Source organism: Peptacetobacter sp., from assembly GCF_029264495.1.
Taxonomy (GTDB): domain Bacteria; phylum Bacillota; class Clostridia; order Peptostreptococcales; family Peptostreptococcaceae; genus Peptacetobacter.
The window spans coordinates 1-20,541 of sequence record NZ_JARIBH010000025.1 but is presented as its reverse complement, the minus strand read 5'-3'; the positions used below and the strand labels follow the sequence as shown (position 1 = coordinate 20,541).

Below are 20,541 nucleotides of genomic sequence, written 5' to 3'. Positions count from 1 at the left end.
ATATAAAAATATTTTTTACAATAAACTTTTTTAATCAAAAATTTTATTTAATATTGGTTATTTTATTATATCATACTTTTTATTATTACGTAGCTAAGCATTATAGTTTAATCAATTGAAATAAGCTTTATTTTTTAGTACAATTAAATCGTAATTTATAATATACATTTTTTTAATTTTAACTATAATATATTTATTATTTATATTTAATTAGATTTTGGGGAGGTTTATTTTGAAAAATATTATTTATAACATAGGGCTTTGTAATGGTTGTTTTGATTGTCATACAGCTTGTGCTAAGATACATTCTGATAAAGGTGGTCAGAGTTGTAGAAAAATGAAAAGGATTGATAATCCTATTGATAATTCTTTAAAACTTATTACAGATGCTTGTAGACACTGTGATGACCCTACATGTGCTAATAATTGCCCACAATTTGCATTATCTGTAGATCCAATAACAGGATTTGTTATTTTAGATGAAGATAAATGTATTGGATGTCAAATTTGTTCTTTTGTCTGTCCATTTGATGTTCCTAAATTTATTAATGGTAAAATGGTAAAATGTGATGGCTGTAATGATAGAGTAAAAAAAGGATTACTTCCTGCTTGTGTAGAATCTTGTGAAAGAAATGCATTGCAGTTAGTTGAAAACTAATATCATTTTACTAAAATAAAAAAATAGATGAAAATTTTTCATAGTTTTGGTATAATATGTAAAAGTATGTGTATTAAATTTTGATTACACTAATTGATTAATAAAATTATTTTCAGGAGGCTTATATATGAATAAAGTAGTAATAATTGATCATCCATTAGTTCAACACAAATTAACTTTAATGAGAGATAAAAATACTGGTTCAAAAGATTTTAGAGAATTATTAACAGAAATAACTATGCTTATGGGGTATGAAATAACTAGAGATCTTCCACTTGAAGAAGTTGAAATAGAAACTCCTTTAGTTAAAGCAAAATCTAGAGTTATAGCTGGTAAAAAATTAGGAATTGTACCTATATTAAGAGCTGGTTTAGGAATGGTTGATGGTTTAGTTTCTTTAGTTCCTGCAGCAAAAGTAGGTCATGTTGGATTATATAGAGATCCAGAAACATTAAAACCAGTTGAATACTATTCTAAATTCCCTAAGGATATAAATGAAAGAGAAATGATAGTTGTAGACCCTATGCTTGCTACTGGTGGTTCTGCTGTTGCAGCAATAGATGTTCTTAAAAGAGAAGGAGCTAAAAGTATAAAATTAGTTAACTTAGTAGCTTCTCCAGAAGGTATAGCAGAAGTTCACAAATATCATCCAGATGTTGACATATTCGTAGCAGGACTTGATGAAAAATTAAATGATCATGGATATATACTTCCTGGTTTAGGTGATGCAGGAGATAGATTATTTGGAACTAAATAATTTATTGAAATTTAATTAATTTTGTATTTAAATACTGTCTGACATGTTTATATGTTTTGACAGTATTTTTATATATAGAATTGTATATAGAAAAAAATCTCTCTAATTTATAGAGAGATTTTTTATTTATTTATTAATTGTTATCAAGTTTGGCTTCTTCTTTCTTTTTAGTTAACATAGAGTAAACTACCATTACTAAAACTATAGCTATTAATGATATTGTAACTCCATTACCACCTAAAAATTCTTGTAATTTTCCAAGTATTATACCTACTATTGCAAAGTCTGAATCTGAGAAAGTAGAGTTTGCAACACCTAAATTTCCTAAAACCGGAAGTAATCCAACTGGTAAAAATGATATTAATATCCCATTAACAAATGAACCAAGCATTGCTCCTCTTCTACCACCTGTTGCATTACCAAATACACCTGCTGTTGCTCCACAGAAGAAATGAGGAACAACTCCTGGAATTACTATTGTAAGTCCCATAATTCCTAATATAAACATAGAAGCTATACCTCCCATAAATGAGCATATAAATCCTATAAGAACTGCATTTGGAGCATATGGGAATACTATTGGACAATCTAGTGCTGGTCTTGAGTTTGGAACTAATTTAGTTGCTATACCTCTAAATGCAGGTACTATTTCATTAAGAACTAACCTAACACCATTTTGTATTAATATAAATCCTGCTGCAAATTTTAATGCCTGTATCATTGAGAATACTAAGAAGTTTTTACCTCCAGATAAATTAGTTTCAACATAATTTGATCCCGATGCAATTGCAACTACTATGTAAAGTACTAACATTGTTATAGATATTGATACTACTGAATCTCTAAGGAAACTTAAAGATTTAGGTACATTCATCTCTTCTGTAGATTTTGAATTTTTGCCTACTTTTGTACCGATCCAACCTGAAAGAGCATAACCTACTGATGAGAAATGCCCCATTGCTACAGAATCATTTTTTGTTATTTCTTTCATAAAAGGTTGACATATTGATGGGAATATAACCATTACTATTCCAAGAGCAAGAGCACCTGTAAATACTAATTGTACACCCTTCATTCCTGAAACTGAAAGTATAACTGCTACCATACAAGCCATATATAATGTAATATGTCCTGTTAAGAATATATTTTTAAATTTTGTAAATCTTGCTATTATTATATTTGCTATCATACCAAAAGCCATTATAAGTGCTGTTGCTTGACCATAATCTTTTATTGCTAGTGCAACAACTGCCTCATTATTTGGTATTACTCCATTTATATGGAATCCATATTGGAACATTTCTCCAAATGGGGCTAATGATGCTGAAATTATATCAGCTGATGCAGATATAACTACAAACCCAACCATTGCCTTTAATGTAGCTTTTATTATATCTTCAAAAGGTTTCTTCTGAAGTAATAGACCAACTAAAACTATTATCCCAACTAAAACAGATGGTTCTTGGATAAAATCGACTAAATCGCCTAATATTCCTTGCATTTTTTCCTCCTTATTTATACCCTATTGTACTTTTCTAAGAAAAATATTATTAATATCCTATTTTTTCTTTTATTTTCATTTTTAACTCTTCTCTATCTAAAAGAGAATCTAAAACTATAAGATTTGGTAAGTGAGATGCACTTGCTTCTAAATCTTTTCCTGTAACAAATATTTCTGCTTGATCTGCTGTTGCATCTGCAAGAGAGTTATGAGATGCTTGATATTCAGAAGCTGCTCCTAACTCATTAAGTATATCTGTTATATTCATTTCTACCATAAAACTTGATCCTAATCCTGATCCACAAACTGCCATTATTGTTTTCATATTACATTACCTCCATAATTTCTTCTTCATTTTTTGAATTTAATATTTTTTCTATTTTTTCACTATTCATACATATTTCAGCTAGACGTTTTATATTCTCTATATGAGAAGAACTATCTATAGCTGTTATTGTAAAGAATATTTTTATAGGTTTCCCTAAAAAATCTACTTCTTTGTTTAGTTTAACTACACATAAATCTGTTTTTAATGCTCCATCTTCTGGTCTTGCATGTGGCATTGCTATATGATCTGCTATACAGAAATATGCTCCAAATTCTTCTATCTTGCCTAAAATAGCATCATAATATTCTGGACTTGCAGAACCTGCTTTTACCAATTCATCACAAGATAGTTTAATTGCTTCCTTAAAATTATTAACTTCTTCAACTATTTTTATTATCATTATTCTATCTCCATACTTAATTATTTAAACCATAATTTTTAAATCAAAGTATTTTTCTGCATTTTTAAATTTTTCTGCATTATTATTTTTTGTAAGTATATTTATTAATTCTATTAGATTTTTATTTTCATCTTTATTTGCAAGAACAACTATAGCTTTTATTCTTACATCTGTATTTTCTCCAAAGTATATTTCATCTTTTAAAGTTAGCATAGATACTGCATTATTTATTACATTTTTATTAGATGCATGTACAAATGCTATTTCTGGAATAAACACCATATATGTACCTAAGTCTTCAATAGCTTTTATCATATCTGTTACATATTCTTCATTTACATCATTTGATTTTATAAGTGGTTTAGTAGCTTCTTGTATTGCATCTTTCCAATTATCAGCATCATATAAAAAACTAGCATTTTTTATACTTATAATTTCTGCAACAGATGATACATTATTTCCTTTATATTTAGATACTAAATACTCACTACTTTTTTCATATATATTATTAAAAGCTAGTTTTTTTAGTTTTAAAACATCATCTATGTTTAGCATTGGATTAACTTCTACATATTCAATATCTTTATTTCTTATTGGAACAGTAGAAATTATTATATCAAAATCTTTGTTTTTTAATTCTTCTTCAAGATTATTCAATCTACAAATTCCACTAACTTTTATTTGAGGTAGCATTATCTCCATTCTTGCACTAAGTAACCCTGCTGTTGAAAGTCCACTATTACATACTATCAAAGCTTTTGTATCAAATATTTCTTGAGTTTTTCTTTCAAAAGCTGCTCCAAAGTGCATCGCCATATATGATATTTCATCATCTGGAAATTCAACACCAACTTCACTTTCATATTTTTTCATAACATCTTCTGTTATTTGATATATGATTCCTAGTTTCATTTTAATATCTTCTTTTAAAGGATTTTCTATCCCAAAATTGTTTTGTATTCTGTACATTGCTACAGTAAAATGCATTACAACTGAATTTATAAATTCAAAATCATTAGAATAGTCAATTCCTGTATAATTTCCCATATCTTCAATTATTCTCATTGCTAGATACTTATTTGAATCAATTTTACTTCCATCAGATTTATCATTTATGAAACTCATAACTTTTGCACTTTTAAACCATTTCATAATATAACAAATTTCTCTTTTATCTTTTGTCTTATCAGAAAATACTTCTTTTATTATTCTAAATTCTTCTTCTTTAGATTTTTCTTCTATATATTTATCTGTATAATTGAAATTTGAACATTCTTTCATTCTTATAAAACAATATAATATAATAATTGTTAACTCTTTAAATGAGGTGTCAGAGTATTTAAGAGAAAGTTTATCTTCTACTTTGTTTATTCTTTGTTCAATATCATTTTTTTGATTTTCAAAATCATCTATTATCATTTTTAAAAATCTATAACCATCTCCAATAGTTATTTTATAGAATAAATTTATAAAAGCATATCTTATATCTTCTTCATCTCCATCAATAAAAGTTCCTTTATAAGCTTTTGAAATAGTGTTTATTCTAAGATTGTTTAATACTTCTTTTGCTTTTTTTAAATCAGATATAATCGTATTTTTGCTTACTGATAGCATCTGAGCAAGTTCTTCAACCTTACTATTTCCAATCAAAATATTTAAAGCAATAAAAATTACTCTATCCTCTGGTGAGTTTATTTCAGCACAATCAAATATTGATGCAAATGTTACAATATCTCTTTTTCCTTTAAATTCTAACTTAATCCCATATCTCGGTGTTCTAATTAATGAAATATTATCATTTTCTTTTAATGTATACTCTATATTATCTAAATCATATCTTATTGTTCTTACACTGACATTAAATTCTTCAGATATATGTTTTATTGTCGTGTAATCTTTTTTATTATATAAGTATTTTAAAATACTATTTTGTCTTTCGTTTAATGTGATCACTTTTTTCATCTCCTAGGATTATTTATATATTAATTATATATATTTAATTTTTTTGCCGCAATTGAAATCTATTTCCCCTATTGTGGCAAATAAAAAAAATAAATGCCACAATGATTAATAAGTATTTTTCAATTAAATTTTAATATACATATAAAAAGAATGTGTATTTCTACACATTCTTTTACGATTTTTATACATTTTAATCTATAATCCATTCTTTTTTTATATTCCAAACAGCTCCTTGTATTCCATTTATTGTTACATCTTTCCCATTTTTTAAAATATCTAAATTTCTAAAGAGATTTTTCCAACTCATCATAATTTCCTTTTTTAAATCTGGATAAAAATCTGTTAATACAACTTTATTTTCTAAAACTCCATATTGATTTATTTTATTTTTAAATACCTCTTCATCTTCTTTGCTTTCACCAAGATACTTCAAACACATTATTCTATTCCAATCTCTTACATCAAATAAAACAACTTCATCTAATGGAATTTCAAGTTTTAAAATTTTGTCTAAATTTGAATTCTCAATATTGTATAAGTCTTTAAATACCCAATATGGATACTCTGCTTTCTCTGGCTTTTTTACATATTTATTTAATTCTTTAGCAAACCATGAATATACTGTTGTAAATATTTTTGAACTTTCACCATATTTTTTATTAACATATTCTTCTTTTGAAAAACATATCCCTTCTTTATTTATTTTATCTACAACTTTTTCTGTTTGTAATGTATATACAACTATTTTATTATTTTTGTTATCCATTCTTCTTTTACCTCCCAAATATTTCCATAGCAAGAATCATTATTTGATTTTATATTTTCATCAAACAACCTACTCCAACTACTTATAATCTCATTTTTTATTTGAGGATAAAATCTACTCATATAGGCTTTTGCATCACTCATTCCATAATCTGTCAATAGTTTTTTATGTCTATTATAATCAGATTTATCTTTAGGAATATATGAATAATTCAATATCATTCCCCATTTTTCTATATTTACATATGTTATTATTTTAGGATCTATTTCTAATTCAAGTATAACAGAATTTTTGTCATTCATCATAGTTGCATCTTTCTTAAATGATACCCATATAGGATAATTTACATCTTCAGGTTTTTCTTTTGATAAAGGTCCATTATTTGATAGCCAATCATAAACTTCTAAAACTAAATTTGTATGTTCTTCTAAATCTTTCTTTATGTATTCTTTTTTAGCAATATATCTACCTTCTTTTTTCAACTGTTCTAAAACATCTTTATTTTGTTTAGTCCATACTTTTATCTTTTCCATTTTATTTTCTTTCCTTTTGTAAAATATATTATTATTTTAAATATTCTATAATTATAAATAATATCCTTTATTTTTGTAATAATTTGTATTTATATTTTCTCATACAAAAAAGATGCTAAAATCATTAGCATCTTTTAAAATTATTTATCTAAAATTATTTTTCAAAGTGTTGATAATCTTTTACGTTTTTCCAGTTTCCTCCCCATTTCCAACCTCTTAATATAAACGCATTATAACATGCATCACCTTTTTTTATCATTCCCTTTACATTTTTATTTCTATCAATGTATGGTTTTCCATTTGCTGGATAAACAGTATTATTTTTTACTTGAGGGTTATATAATGGATTTATATCTATAGCTAATCCTTTTGAATGTTTAGAAATAACTTTTGTATTATTAACTAGTCTGTAACAAAAACTAGATGTATTATTATCACTCATAGACAATTCATCATTGGCTGAATATTCATCAATCATATTTATTTTTTCTATAGGATACTTAGCTTTATATAAGTCATTAAAAATATCTGAAATATCTTTAGCAACAGATTTATTTACTATTAATACTCCATCATTATGATAAGAATCATCAAATCCATAATAGATAATATTAATTTTTCTTAAATCATCATATGTTATACCTTTATGATTTTTAGGCATTGAAAAACCATCCATTTTCATTTTTGTTTTTTCATCTATTACAATTGGCTTAAAATACTCTTTTTTATTTATATGAGTACTATTATCTATAGTACATTTTCCTATTTTTATAATATCTTTATTTTTTAATATACTAGTATCTATTCCTTTTCCAGTAAAGACCATACCATTATCTTTCGCCAAAAGAGATGATGTCAATGCATCTATAAGTGCATTTCCATCTGTACAATAAAATTTCTTTGTATCTTTATAAAAATTATTTAAAATGACTCTATTTGTTTCGTATCTATTCTTACCAAATAATCTTTTTGATGCATAATATGATGAAACTTTATTAGTAATAACCTTGTCTCCTCCAATAGTATAGTATTTTACATTATTTTTTAATTCATGATTTATATTATTTCCATCTGTAAGTAAAATAGGAGCTTTATCTCTTGCAGATATAGATGCAACAGACATTGCATCAGCTTCTCCTTTAAATCCATTTACTATAAATGCTTTATCATAGTTACCAATAATTTTTGCAATTTCTTTAGATGTTTCTATTCTATTCTTTCCATTTATTCTAAATATTTTCTTTCCTAGTGATATAATCTGATTTTCTACTTTTTTAGATATAGCAGCTTCTCCACCTATTATATATACATTTTCTGCTTTTTTTATTGTTTCAAGACTTTTTTCTGGGATAACATCTTTTTTTATAGGTACTATAGGTGCATTTTTAAATCCAGACAAACTAGATGCAGATAAACCATCAGCTAAAGAAACTGTAGAGTTTACTAATATTACTGTATTATAATTAGATAATTTCTTTGAAATTTTAAACGCTGTATCATATCTATCAACACCTTTAATTTCCTCTACACTTAAAGCATTTAAATTATTTGATGATGAAAAAGTTGTAGCTATTAATATAGATAATAAAAAAATTTTTATTTTTCTTTTAATTTTCATAAAATCCTCACTATTTTTTAATTAATTTTTATGTCTTACTCTTAATTTTACTCCTAAACTTTCTGCAAGTTCTTTAGATTTTTTTATTTCTTCTTCAGTAATTTCATCTACAACAGAAAAAGCTATATTTATTCCACATTCTTTACATTCTTTTGCAAAATTTAACATAGCATCAAAAGATTTTTCTCCAAATTTTGGTCTAGTCACTCTACAATAACTTTCTTTATCTGGAGCATTTAAACTTATTGAAACAGAGTCTATACAATCTTTTATACATTCAGCTGTATTTTTATTATGTATAAGATCTCCTAAACCATTTGTATTTATTCTTATTTTTATATTTTTTTTAGATTTTATGTATTTTGCTGTTTCTATAAGGTCATCCATTCTCATCATTGGTTCACCAAATCCACAAAATACTATTTCTTTGTATTCAGATAAATTGAATTTTTCTAAATCTCTTTTTATTTCTTCCATTGATGGATCGTGGTCTAGCCATAAACTATTGTTTCCACCTACTGTTTCATGTTCTTCTCTAACACAAAAAACACATCTACATGGACATTTATTGGTTAAATTTACATAAAGACTTTCTCCTATAGGATAAAATATTGTCATCATAATATAATCACTCTTCTTTCATATAATTTCTAATAATATTTATTATTATTGATAAATTTATTTTACACAATATATTATACTATATTGCAGATTATAAATCTTAAAAACTTTATTCTTAGTATATTGTACCCATACAAATTTATTATAAAAAATTTTTATTATTTTCTTAAATTCTAAAATCTATGGAAATCGTTTGCTACTTGTAATATAATTAAGTATAAGTAAATTTATTTTGGGGAGTTGATAATAATGAAATTTAACAAATTCAATGCAAACCAGATTAGAGAAATAAATAAAGGTATAAGTTTAGGTTTAGATGTTTCTGTTTATGAAAATGAATGTTTTGACTATAATCAGATGAGAGAGATAAGACTTGGTTTAAAAGAAAATCTAGATGTCTCTATTTATGCTAAGCCAACATTTGATAGTAGAGATATGAAAATTATAAGAGAAGCATTAGAAAATGGTCACGATATTTCAAAATATGTAAAAGAAGGTTTTTCATCTAAAGAACTTTATTGGATATCAAAAGGACTAAAAGAAGGTTTAGATATTTCTATTTATGCTAAGAAAAATTTTGATAGTTATAAAATGGCTGAAATATTTGGAGCTTTAAAATCCGGACTTGACTTATCTGAATTTGATTTAGATAGTTTATCTGAATATCAGCTACAACAAATTATATTAGGTCTTCGTGCTGGTATAGATGTTCAATCTTATGCTTATCCATCAAATGATAATATGTTTGAAGATAGAGTTAAATTAGTTAGAGAATGTGTTGGAAATGCATTAGCTTCTGGAGAAAATGTAACTCAGCAACAACTTAATATAATATGTCATTATAAAAATGATGGTCTTGATACAACATCTTGGGAAAACTATAAATTTGATAGAGATAGATTAGAACAAATTGTAAAGGGATTGGAAGATGGCGTAAATGTCGATATTTTTGCAAAACCAAAATTTACAAAAGAGCAAATGTATGAAATTCGCCATGGTCTTATAGAAAATTGTGATGTTTCTATTTATGCAGATACAAATTTTGATGCTGAACAAATGTGCGAAATTAGAAAAGGATTGAGAATTGGACTTGATGTTTCTTCTTATGCAAAACCTGTATTTGATAGACATCAGATGTATGAAATTAGAAAAGCATTAAAAGAAGGTGACGATGTTTCTATACTTGCTAATTCTGAGTTTGATTTTACTCAGATGAGACAGATAAGAAAAGGTCTTTCTGATGGTGTAAATGTTTCTATCTATGCAAAACCTGAATTTTCATCAAATAAAATGTATTATATTTATAAAGGTTTAAGTGAAGGTTTTGATATGAAAAAATATTTAGATTTTGATGAAGAGCAATTAAAACGCATTGTAGCTGGTCTTTTTGAAGCACTTGAAATATGCAAAAAAAGATATGGAATACAAGAATAAATATATTTTTAAATTTTAATTATAAAAATACCGATATATCCTTATATTTTATGGATTTATCGGTATTTTATTTTATATGACTATTGTTAAATTTATTAATAAAAAATATATAATCTTCCTCTTTTATTAATGCTATAATTTATATTTTTCTTTTATATTAATTTTGTCAAATGCTAATCCTATAATTACAAATACGATTGCACTTCCAACTGGTTGCACAAAGCTCATTAAACTAAGTACAAAAGCAGCTTTCATACTTCCTATCATAATTCCTTCTGCTATCATATATAATACTGTTCCCAATATACCTGCATATATAGTTGCTAAAACATTTCTTTTAGTTATTATTTTTTCAGATTTATTAGTAAAAAATGGAACTAATATTGGTTTTATAATCATTGTTGGTATAGCCCATATAGCAGAACCAGTAGCAATATCTGCAAATCCAGCTCCTATAGCTGCTGCTGCAAATGCATATGGTCTTGGTAATAAAACTGCTGCTAAATATATAAAAGCATCTCCTAAATGTACATATCCTGCATTTGCTCCAACTGGTATATGGAAAAGATATGCTACTGATAAAAATATCATTGCTGCTAATAAAGCTGATAATACCATTAATTTTGTTTTATTATTTGTTTCTGTACTACTCATTTCTTCCTCCTACACAACTCATACAAATTAAATTTTTCTATAAGAATATGATACATCAACTCATACAATTTTAAAATATATTTGCGTATTTTTCTTTATTATCCAAAATTGTATGACTACATTTTAATGATGATTACTTTATTTTAAAATTTATATTATTTTTTATTCTTTTGTTATTAAAGTTTAATATATTAATTTATTATTTAATTATATAAATTTTAAATTAATAGAACTCTTAGTAAAACTTTGAATTTTCTACATACAAAAAGCTATAGTACTAAATACTATAGCTTTTATTAAAATTATTAATTATGATTTTTTACTTGTAAATTCTATTGTGAATAATACTGCATTACCTCTATTTGTCATCTTATATTCAAATCCATGCTTAGCTAATATTTGACTTGTTAAATATAAACCTAAGCCACTTCCACCTGTCTTTCTAGAGCGAGATTTTTCAACCCTAAAAAATGGATTAAATATATTTTTTAAAGATTCTTCTGAAATAGTTATTCCAGTATTTTCAATTTCAAGAATTGATGCTCTAAATCCTCTTTCAATAAATTTTATGTTTATACTTTCATTTTCAGGCGTATACTTTATAGCATTATTTATTATATTGTATAATGCTTTTGAAAACTTATCATTATCTGCATAAATTAAAGCATCTTCATTTATAGAAATATTTACCTTTAAATTTTTTTCATCTATAAGAAATTCTTGTCTTTTTATTATTATTTCTACAAGATCTTTTATCTTTATAAATGAAGGTTCAAATGAAGCAGACATTATATCTGTTTTTGATATTTCAATCATTTCATTTACAAGATCTTTTAGTTCTTGTGTTGATGAATAAGATTCTTTTAAATATTTATCTCTATCTTTATATTTCCCAATATTATAAATCATACCTTCTAGCTGACCACTTATTATAGTTATAGGGGTTTTTAACTCGTGTGATATTGTAGCTATAAACTCTCTCCTATTTTCTTCTTCCTGTCTTTCTTTTTCAATTATATCAATCAATGGCTTTGTTATTACATTTGAATATATAAAAGAGCCAAGTATACCTATTAATATCGCAATTAATATTGTAATAGGAACTAAATTCCTTAAAACTTTATTCGCTTCATTAATTTGTTGTAATGGCATAATTATACTTAATACATATTCTTCATCTATTCCTTTGATTTTAACTTCTGTTGATAATTTATATTCACTATTCAAACTATTTAATAAGTATTTACTATATTTTATAAATACAACTTCATTTTTTCCATAAATAATATTACCATCTTTATCTCTAAGTAGTATAGCTAAATTTTGTTCTTTAGACATTCTATATAATTCTTCTTCAAACCGATTTATATCCTCATTTTCAGCAATAAAAACGGCATTTTCAACAGAATTTCGAAGAGCTTCTATTTTATATTTATGATAGTATTCTGGTAATAGAAAATATAGCATTGCATATATAAATAGTGTTAATACTACAAGAAGAACTGTTGTTATTGAAAATAACTTATATTTTATATTCATATTTTGCCAACGCTTATATAGTCTTGTCAAGAGTGTATCCTATTCCTTTTACTGTTTTTATATATGGTAGAGTAATTTTCTTTCTTATGTTTTTTATATGTGCATCTACTATTCTTGTATCACCATAATAATCATATCCCCAAATACTATCTAAAAGACTTTCTCTTGTTATTACTTGTGGGTATTTTTCTATTAACTCCTTTAATATATTAAATTCTTTTAAAGTTAATTCTATTACATTTCCATCAATTTCTGCTGAATATGTATCTAAATTTAATTTTAATTTTTCAAAAGTTATAAAATTGTCATTTATTGTTTTATTACTTCTTCTAAGTATTGCTTCTACTCTTTTTACAAGTAAGTTAAATGAAAATGGCTTTGTTATATAATCATCACACTCTATTTCAAAACCTTTTAACTGATCACTTTCTTGGTTAAGAGCTGTAAGGAATATTATAGGCACACTAGATGTTTGTCTGATCATTTTACAAACTCCATAACCATCTAAATTTGGCATCATAATATCTAGAATTATAAGGTCATAGTTACTTTCTTTAAATTTTTGTATTCCTTCTATTCCATCACTTGCTGCATCAACATTATATCCTTCTGCACTTAAAAATTCTTTTATTAAATCCTGTATGCTAGAATCATCTTCAATTACTAATATAGAAGAATTCATTTTTTACCTCCTTATTAAATTCATACTTTTTGATATTATAAATTCATACTCGATTATATTATATCATACTTTAATCTTTTTAACTTCATTATAATTTCAAAACTAATTATTCAATATTACAATATAAAACTTAATTAATTCTATACTTTTCTTAATTTTTTACAATATTAATGTGAATTTACACAAAAAAAATAGCTTTTAGACCTGTATATAAGCCAAAAGCTATTTTATAAAAATACATTTATTTTATATTTATTTTTTTATTATTTTGGGGAAAATCATAATAAAAACTTATAAAAAATTTTTAGTTTATAATTTTTTAGAAATCTATTTTATCTATTATTCCTGACAAATATGCCATCACTACTCCATAATTTGTCATAGGAACATTCTGTTCTTTTGCCATTTCTATTCTAGATAACACATATTTTCTATTGAACATACAACCTCCACAATGTATTATAAGGTCGTATTCTTTTAAGTTTTTAGGAAAATCTCTTCCTGAAACTATATCAAATTGAATCTCTTTGCCTACTTTTTTTCTAAGTCTGTTTGGAATTTTAACTCTTCCTATATCTTCTTCTAGAGGGGCATGTGTACAAGCTTCTGCTATTAGTACTTTTGATTTTTCTGTTAATTTTTCTATAGCTTTTACACTTTCTCGATAATAGTCTATATCTCCTTTAAAATCAGCAAATAATACTGAAAAAGATGTTAATTTACTCTCCTTTGGTTTTTTATTATATACATCTCCAAAAATTTGTGAATCAGTTATTATTAAATTAGGAGGAGATATTAATTTTGAAAGCATCAAGTCCATATTTTCATAAGTTGAGCAGAAAACCAAGCATTTATTATCTAAAAGATCTCTTATTGTTTGTACTTGAGGTAAAATCAATCTTCCTTTTGGTGCTTGTATATCTTGTGGCATAACCAATAAAACAGTATCTCCATCATTTACAATTTTACTAGTTATACTTCTCATAGAGTAATCTTCTGGTAATAATCTTATTAATTCTTCTCTAATTTGAGTAATTCCTTTTTTTTCTACTGTACTTGTAAGTATTGGATTAAATTTTAACTTATCGATTATTTCACTTTTAAATTTTTCCAAAAGAATTGTTTCAATTTTATCAGTTTTGTTTAATACTAATAAGTACGGTATTTTTGCTTTCTTTAATTTTTCAATCCATATTTTTTCAATTTCAATATCTATTTCTTCTTGATTTTTTATATTTTTATCAGAAAAAACAATTATAGCGATATCTGTTTTATTAATTGCATCTAAAGTTCTTTCTACTCTTAATTTTCCAAGATTTCCTTCATCGTCAAATCCAGCAGTATCTATAAATACAACAGGACCTATACCATGAAGTTCCATTGATTTATAAACTGGATCTGTTGTAGTGCCTTCTACATCTGAAACAAGAGAAATATTTTGACCTGTTATAGCATTTATTAATGATGATTTTCCATTGTTTCTTCTTCCGTATATGCCTATATGAAGCCTTTCTGCTCTTGGCGTTTCATTAAGTCCTGACATATTTCAAAATCCTCCTATATAAATAAATTTTTTATTTACAAAATATATTTTTAAAATTTATAAATATATTAGAATCTAAAATCTCTTTTTCCATCATCTATTGCATTAAGATATTTTATACAAGTTTCTTTAGCTTTTGGATTAGTTATATTTTCAAGTTCTCTTTCTATAAGAGCCTTACCTTTTTTTCTTGTATCTTCAGATGCATAATCATCTAAATATTCATTTAATGTTAGTAACGCATTTGGTTGACAGCAGTTTGCAATTTGTCCAGATTTTGCAAGAGCCATAAATCTATCTCCTGTTCTTCCTTCTCTATAACAAGCTGTACAAAAACTAGGTATAAATCCTCCATCTAATAACCAATTTACAACTTGGTCTAAAGTTCTTGTATCGCTTACATCAAACTGTGATGAATTATCTTCTTCTGATTCTTCTTCTGCATATCCTCCAACACTAGTTTTTGACCCTCCACTAATCTGAGATACACCTAATTCAAGAACTTTTTCTCTAGATTTTTTAGATTCTCTAGTAGATATTATCATTCCTGTGTATGGAACAGCTATTCTTATTATTGCAACTATTTTATGGAATATTTCATCAGATATAGCATTTGAAAAATCATCTGTGTTTATATCATCTGCTGGACAGATTCTAGGAACACTTATTGTATGAGGACCTACGCCTTGTGCTGCTTCTAGATGCTCTGCATGCATCAATAATCCTACAAAATCATATCTATACATTTCAAGTCCAAATAGTACTCCTATACCAACATCATCAATTCCACCTTGCATAGCTCTATCCATAGCTTCAGTATGATAGCAATAATCATGTTTTGGACCTGTTGGATGAAGTAATTCATAGTTTGCTTTGTTATAAGTTTCTTGGAATAAAATGTATGTACCTATTCCAGCATCTTTAAGCTTTCTATAATTTTCAACTGTTGTTGCAGCAATATTTACATTAACTCTTCTTATATCTCCATTTTTATGTTTTATTCCATAAATAGTTTTTATACTTTCTAAAACATATTCTATTGGACTATTTATAGGGTCTTCTCCTGTTTCTAATGCTAAACGCTTATGCCCCATATCTTGTAGTGCTATAACTTCTTTAACTATTTCTTCTTGAGATAGTTTTTTTCTACTTATATGTTTATTTTTAAAATGATATGGACAGTAAACACATCCGTTTACACAGTAATTAGATAAATAAAGTGGTGCAAACATTACTATTCTATTTCCATAAATTTTTTGTTTTATTTCTTTTGCTAAACTAAACATTTTTTCATTTAAATCTTCTTGATCACATTCAAGTAATAAAGCTGCTTCTCTATGTGTTAAGCCTTTACAGTCTTTAGCTCTTTCTATTATAGATTCTATTAATTCTCTATTGCTTTTATTTTGTTTTGCATATTCTATAGATTCTATTATTTCTTCATGATTTATAAATTCTTCTGCTTTAAGTGATTTTGGATTATATTTGTACATTTTATTTTCCCCCATGTGGTAATTTTATTTTTATTTTAAAAAGTAAATTTTATACTTTTCAATTCATATTTTTAAATTTTAATAGTTGTTTTTTATTTTTATATAATCGCCTTTATCTACCACTATTTCATACCCTATATTTAACATAGATTTTTTCAACTTATTAAGACCTTCCACAGATTCTTCTCCGTCGCTTAATTTGTTATTATATAGCATATATTTTTTCCTATCTTCTTTTGGTGATAGATTTGGCATTATTACATTTGCTCCTGCCAAAATACCTTTTTCTCTTCCTTTAGGATTTATAGTTCCTAATGCTGTTGTTGCAGGTATCAAAGCATATGGACATAGTAGCCTAAGTATTGATATTAGTATCAATGTCGATTCCATGGTACCGTTTTCAAAATCATTAAATGGTGTATCTTTATGTGATATAAAAGGACCTATTCCTATCATTTCTGGATCTAATTCTTTTATAAATATTAAATCATCTGCTATATTTTCAGTACTTTGGTAAGGCGAACCTACCATTATACCTGTACCTGTTTGAAATCCCAGTTTTTTTAAATCTCTCAAACATCTTTTTCTATTTTCTGGATCTAATTCTTTAGGATGCAATTTATTATAATGCTTGTTATTAAAAGTTTCATGACGCAAAAGATATCTATCTGCACCTGCTTTTTTTAATTTTCTATAGCTTTCTGTGCTTCTTTCTCCCAAAGAAAGTGTTATTGCACAATCAGGATAATTTTTTTTTATTTCAGAAATTATATCTACCATAATATCATCAGTAAAATAAGCGTCTTCTCCTCCTTGCATTACAAATGTTCTAAATCCAATATTATATCCTTCTTTACAACAATCTAAAATCTGATTTTTTGTAAGTCTATATCGTTGGGCTTTGTTATTACTTCTCCTAATACCACAGTAATAACAATTATTTTTACAATAATTAGATATTTCTATAAGACCTCTTATAAATATCTTTTTCCCATAAATGTTATCTCTAACATTTTTTGCTTTTTCATTCAAATATCTTATATCTTCTTCTTTGTTGATTTTCAATAAGGATATAAATTCTTCTTTCGATAGATTCTTTTCTTTCTCTAATTTATCGATTAATTCTTTCATTTGAATTCCTTTCGCTATTGACTATAAAGTTTTTTAAATATAAAATTTAGTTAAATAAATCTTGGGAGGTGTCTTTATGGAAACAAGGATTGCCCTTGTGGGGATAATAGTTGAGGATTTACAAGCGTCTGATGCACTGAATAAAATTCTTCATGATTTTGCTAATTACATAGTTGGAAGAATGGGAGTTCCATATCCAAAAAAGGAAGTGAGCATTATAAGTGTTATAATCGATGCTCCTTCAGATGTAATTAGTTCTCTTTCAGGTAAATTGGGTATGGTTAAAGGACTTAATGTAAAAGTCCAATATTCTAAAAAGTAATTTTAAATTTAGATTTTTTAAAATATACTATAAATAAAAATCCCTGCATCAGCTTGACGCAGGGATAGATTTTTTGTGCAATCCATCGCCTTTCAACTCGGGTTTATTCCCCTCACCGTCAGTTCGATTTACTTTTTCAGTATATCATTAATCTACTGTATTTTCAATGTTGCACAGTTAGCTATAATTTAATTGTATAGTTTTATTATTTTTTATAATTTTATTGTCTTTAATCTAAGTGCATTTGAAACAACTGATACTGAACTTAAACTCATCGCAGCAGCTGCTATCATAGGATTTAGAAGAGGTCCTCCAAAGATATATAAAAGTCCAGCTGCAACTGGTATTCCAATTGTATTATATCCAAATGCCCAGAATAAATTTTGTTTTATATTTTTTATAGTTTCTCTACTTAATTTTATCGCTTTAGGAACATCTAATATACTATTTCTCATAAGAACTATATCTGCTGATTCTATTGCTATATCAGTTCCATTTCCTATTGCTATACCTATATTAGCTTTTGCAAGTGCAGGAGCATCATTTATTCCATCTCCAACCATTGCTACAAATCTTCCTTCATCTTGTAAATTTTTTATAACTTTTGCTTTTTCTTCAGGTAATACATCTGATACAACTGTATCTATACCTACGCTTTTAGCTATTGCTTGAGCTGTTTTTTCATTATCTCCTGTTAACATAACAGTCTTTATATTCATAGCTTGTAATTTTTCAACAGCTTCTTTACTAGTTTCTTTAACTACATCTGCAACACCTACAACGGCTTCTATATTTCCATTTATTGCAACATACATAGGTGTTTTACCTTGTTTAGATAATAAACTTGCTTTTTCTTCAGAATCATTTATATCTATATTTTCGCTTAGTATTATTTTTTTATTACCAATTATTATACTATTTCCATTTATTAAAGCTTTTATACCCTTTCCTGGTATATTTTCAAATTCTTCTGTTGCAAAAATTTCTATTTTATTTTCTTCTGCATATCTAACTATTGCTTCACCAAGAGGATGTTCTGATACTTTTTCTGCTGATGCTGTAAATGATATTATTTCTTCTTTATTAAATTTATCTGAATTTAATAAAACATCTGTTACTTCTGGTTTACCTTCTGTTATAGTTCCAGTTTTATCAAAGACAACTGTATCTATTTTATATGCTGATTCAAGTGAATCTCCACCTTTTATAAGAATTCCATTTTCTGCACCTTTTCCTGTACCTGCCATTATAGCTGTAGGTGTAGCAAGACCAAGTGCACAAGGGCATGCAATTACAAGAACAGATACAAAAATAGTTAAACAAAATACTATATCTTTTCCTCCTATAAAGTACCATAATATAGCAGAAATTAAGGCTATTGTCATAACAGTTGGTACAAAATATCCTGCAACTGTATCTGCCAATTTAGCTATAGGAGCTTTTCTAGATTGAGCATCTTCCACTAATTTTATAATTTGTGATAATACAGTATTTTCTCCTGTTTTTTCTATTCTTATTTTTATAAATCCATTTTTATTTAATGATGCACCAGTAACAGAATCACCTTCTTTTTTAGCAACTGGTACACTTTCTCCTGTTATCATAGATTCATCTACATATGTATTTCCATAAGTAACTATACCATCTGAAGGTATTTTCTCACCTGGTTTTACAATTACTATATCTCCTATTTTAATAGTATCTATATGTACTTCTTTCTCACCATCTTCAGTTTCTATTACTGCTGTATTAGGTTGTAAACCAATTAATTTTTTTATAGCTTCAGATGTCTTTCCTTTAGATTTAGTTTCAAAATATTTTCCTAAAGATACAAGTGCTATTATTATCCCTGCACTTTCAAAATAAAGCTGATGGTGATGTGAATGTCCCACAGTTCCTGTTGCTATTTGTATAGTTGTGTATAAACTATATACAAATGCTGCAAGTGTTCCAACTGCTACTAATGTATCCATATTAGGTGATTTTGTAAGAATGGCTTTTGTACCATTAATATAAAAATGCTTACCTATTATCATAATAGGAACTACTAATATAATTTGTATTATCGCATAATTTAATAAATGCGTACTTGGACTGATTATATCTGGTAATGGCCATGGACCTATAGGTGATGGTACCATTGGTCCCATAGCTATATAAAATAATGGTATTGCTAAACACATTGTCACTACAAATTTTGTAAACATGTCATGTATTTCTTTTTCTTTACTTAATCTTCTTTCTTCATCTGTTTGAGAAATAAATCCAGAATTTTCTATTTCATCATTTTTTTTATCTGAATCTATTTTGTTTATAATTACTGATTGTTTTTCAATTTCAGATTTATTTATTATTGGTGTAAATCCTTTTGATTTTACTGACTTTGCTATTTCTTCTATACTAACTTTTTCTGGGTCGTATTTTACAAATGCTTTTTCTGTAGCTATATTTACACTTGCTTCTTCTACACCATCAAGTTTTGAAATAGCTTTTTCTGATCCCATTGCACATGCTGCACAATGCATTCCGTCTATTCTAAATGTTAATTCTTTAGTCGACATACCTTTCCCTCCTTAAACTTATTACACTTTCATTATAC

The 20,541-nt window shown here is 26.3% G+C and carries 19 protein-coding genes; 4 read left to right on the top strand and 15 right to left on the bottom strand.

The window, feature by feature from the left end; genetic code table 11:
* Positions 1 to 232 precede the first annotated feature (232 nt).
* Both Q1J78_RS02655 and upp read left to right on the top strand, forming a co-directional pair.
* Positions 233 to 658, top strand: coding sequence for a 4Fe-4S dicluster domain-containing protein (locus tag Q1J78_RS02655; RefSeq protein ID WP_300278887.1), 426 nt, complete (start codon positions 233 to 235; stop codon positions 656 to 658).
* A 127-nt stretch (positions 659 to 785) separates the two neighbouring features.
* Positions 786 to 1,415, top strand: a complete 630-nt coding sequence (gene upp / locus Q1J78_RS02650) for a uracil phosphoribosyltransferase (protein WP_300278884.1) — start codon at positions 786 to 788, stop codon at positions 1,413 to 1,415.
* Positions 1,416 to 1,548: 133 nt separating this feature from the next.
* Here the strand turns inward: upp and ulaA are convergent, their stop codons facing one another.
* From ulaA to Q1J78_RS02610, 8 genes are all read right to left on the bottom strand, one after another.
* Complete coding sequence (gene ulaA / locus Q1J78_RS02645) at positions 1,549 to 2,916, bottom strand: PTS ascorbate transporter subunit IIC (protein ID WP_300278881.1); 1,368 nt, start codon at positions 2,914 to 2,916, stop codon at positions 1,549 to 1,551.
* A 49-nt stretch (positions 2,917 to 2,965) separates the two neighbouring features.
* On the bottom strand, positions 2,966 to 3,241 hold the full coding sequence (locus tag Q1J78_RS02640; protein ID WP_300278878.1) for a PTS sugar transporter subunit IIB: 276 nt from the start codon (positions 3,239 to 3,241) through the stop codon (positions 2,966 to 2,968).
* A 1-nt stretch (position 3,242) separates the two neighbouring features.
* Entirely contained in the window at positions 3,243 to 3,644 is a 402-nt protein-coding gene (locus Q1J78_RS02635) for a PTS sugar transporter subunit IIA (protein ID WP_300278875.1), read from the bottom strand.
* A gap of 24 nt (positions 3,645 to 3,668) precedes the next feature.
* Positions 3,669 to 5,597 (bottom strand): BglG family transcription antiterminator, encoded by a 1,929-nt coding sequence (locus Q1J78_RS02630; protein WP_300278872.1) that lies wholly within the window; start codon positions 5,595 to 5,597, stop codon positions 3,669 to 3,671.
* Between the two features lie 199 nt (positions 5,598 to 5,796).
* Entirely contained in the window at positions 5,797 to 6,372 is a 576-nt protein-coding gene (locus tag Q1J78_RS02625; protein WP_300278869.1) for a DUF3841 domain-containing protein, read from the bottom strand.
* On the bottom strand, positions 6,348 to 6,905 hold the full coding sequence (locus Q1J78_RS02620; protein WP_300278866.1) for a DUF3841 domain-containing protein: 558 nt from the start codon (positions 6,903 to 6,905) through the stop codon (positions 6,348 to 6,350). The genes Q1J78_RS02625 and Q1J78_RS02620 overlap by 25 nt, the downstream gene beginning before the upstream one ends.
* A gap of 154 nt (positions 6,906 to 7,059) precedes the next feature.
* On the bottom strand, positions 7,060 to 8,523 hold the full coding sequence (locus Q1J78_RS02615; RefSeq protein ID WP_300278863.1) for a cell wall-binding repeat-containing protein: 1,464 nt from the start codon (positions 8,521 to 8,523) through the stop codon (positions 7,060 to 7,062).
* 21 nt (positions 8,524 to 8,544) lie between these two features.
* Positions 8,545 to 9,144 (bottom strand): TIGR04100 family radical SAM protein, encoded by a 600-nt coding sequence (locus Q1J78_RS02610; protein WP_330683255.1) that lies wholly within the window; start codon positions 9,142 to 9,144, stop codon positions 8,545 to 8,547.
* A gap of 249 nt (positions 9,145 to 9,393) precedes the next feature.
* Between Q1J78_RS02610 and Q1J78_RS02605 the strand changes: the two genes are divergently transcribed.
* The gene (locus Q1J78_RS02605) at positions 9,394 to 10,578 is read left to right on the top strand and encodes a hypothetical protein (protein ID WP_300278861.1); all 1,185 of its coding nucleotides are present in this window, start codon (positions 9,394 to 9,396) and stop codon (positions 10,576 to 10,578) included.
* A gap of 132 nt (positions 10,579 to 10,710) precedes the next feature.
* On the opposite strand, the gene Q1J78_RS02600 is transcribed toward Q1J78_RS02605, so the two are convergent.
* The 6 genes from Q1J78_RS02600 to hydE form a co-directional block, all read right to left on the bottom strand.
* Positions 10,711 to 11,232 carry a TIGR04002 family protein gene (locus Q1J78_RS02600; RefSeq protein WP_300278858.1) on the bottom strand — a complete coding sequence of 174 codons (522 nt, stop codon included), beginning with the start codon at positions 11,230 to 11,232 and terminating at the stop codon, positions 10,711 to 10,713.
* A 309-nt stretch (positions 11,233 to 11,541) separates the two neighbouring features.
* Entirely contained in the window at positions 11,542 to 12,771 is a 1,230-nt protein-coding gene (locus Q1J78_RS02595; protein ID WP_300278855.1) for a sensor histidine kinase, read from the bottom strand.
* 13 nt (positions 12,772 to 12,784) lie between these two features.
* Entirely contained in the window at positions 12,785 to 13,453 is a 669-nt protein-coding gene (locus tag Q1J78_RS02590; protein ID WP_300278852.1) for a response regulator transcription factor, read from the bottom strand.
* Between the two features lie 319 nt (positions 13,454 to 13,772).
* A complete protein-coding gene (gene hydF, locus Q1J78_RS02585) occupies positions 13,773 to 14,996 on the bottom strand; it encodes a [FeFe] hydrogenase H-cluster maturation GTPase HydF (protein ID WP_300278849.1) in 1,224 nt (407 codons plus the stop codon).
* A 68-nt stretch (positions 14,997 to 15,064) separates the two neighbouring features.
* On the bottom strand, positions 15,065 to 16,489 hold the full coding sequence (gene hydG / locus Q1J78_RS02580) for a [FeFe] hydrogenase H-cluster radical SAM maturase HydG (RefSeq protein WP_300278846.1): 1,425 nt from the start codon (positions 16,487 to 16,489) through the stop codon (positions 15,065 to 15,067).
* Between the two features lie 78 nt (positions 16,490 to 16,567).
* Complete coding sequence (gene hydE, locus Q1J78_RS02575) at positions 16,568 to 17,620, bottom strand: [FeFe] hydrogenase H-cluster radical SAM maturase HydE (RefSeq protein ID WP_300278843.1); 1,053 nt, start codon at positions 17,618 to 17,620, stop codon at positions 16,568 to 16,570.
* Positions 17,621 to 17,717: 97 nt separating this feature from the next.
* On the opposite strand from hydE, the gene Q1J78_RS02570 reads away from it, so the two are divergent.
* Positions 17,718 to 17,942: a TM1266 family iron-only hydrogenase system putative regulator gene (locus tag Q1J78_RS02570; protein ID WP_330683268.1), complete on the top strand. Its 225-nt coding sequence runs from the start codon at positions 17,718 to 17,720 to the stop codon at positions 17,940 to 17,942.
* A gap of 212 nt (positions 17,943 to 18,154) precedes the next feature.
* Here the strand turns inward: Q1J78_RS02570 and Q1J78_RS02565 are convergent, their stop codons facing one another.
* Complete coding sequence (locus tag Q1J78_RS02565; RefSeq protein ID WP_300278838.1) at positions 18,155 to 20,503, bottom strand: heavy metal translocating P-type ATPase; 2,349 nt, start codon at positions 20,501 to 20,503, stop codon at positions 18,155 to 18,157.
* Positions 20,504 to 20,541: the final 38 nt, after the last annotated feature.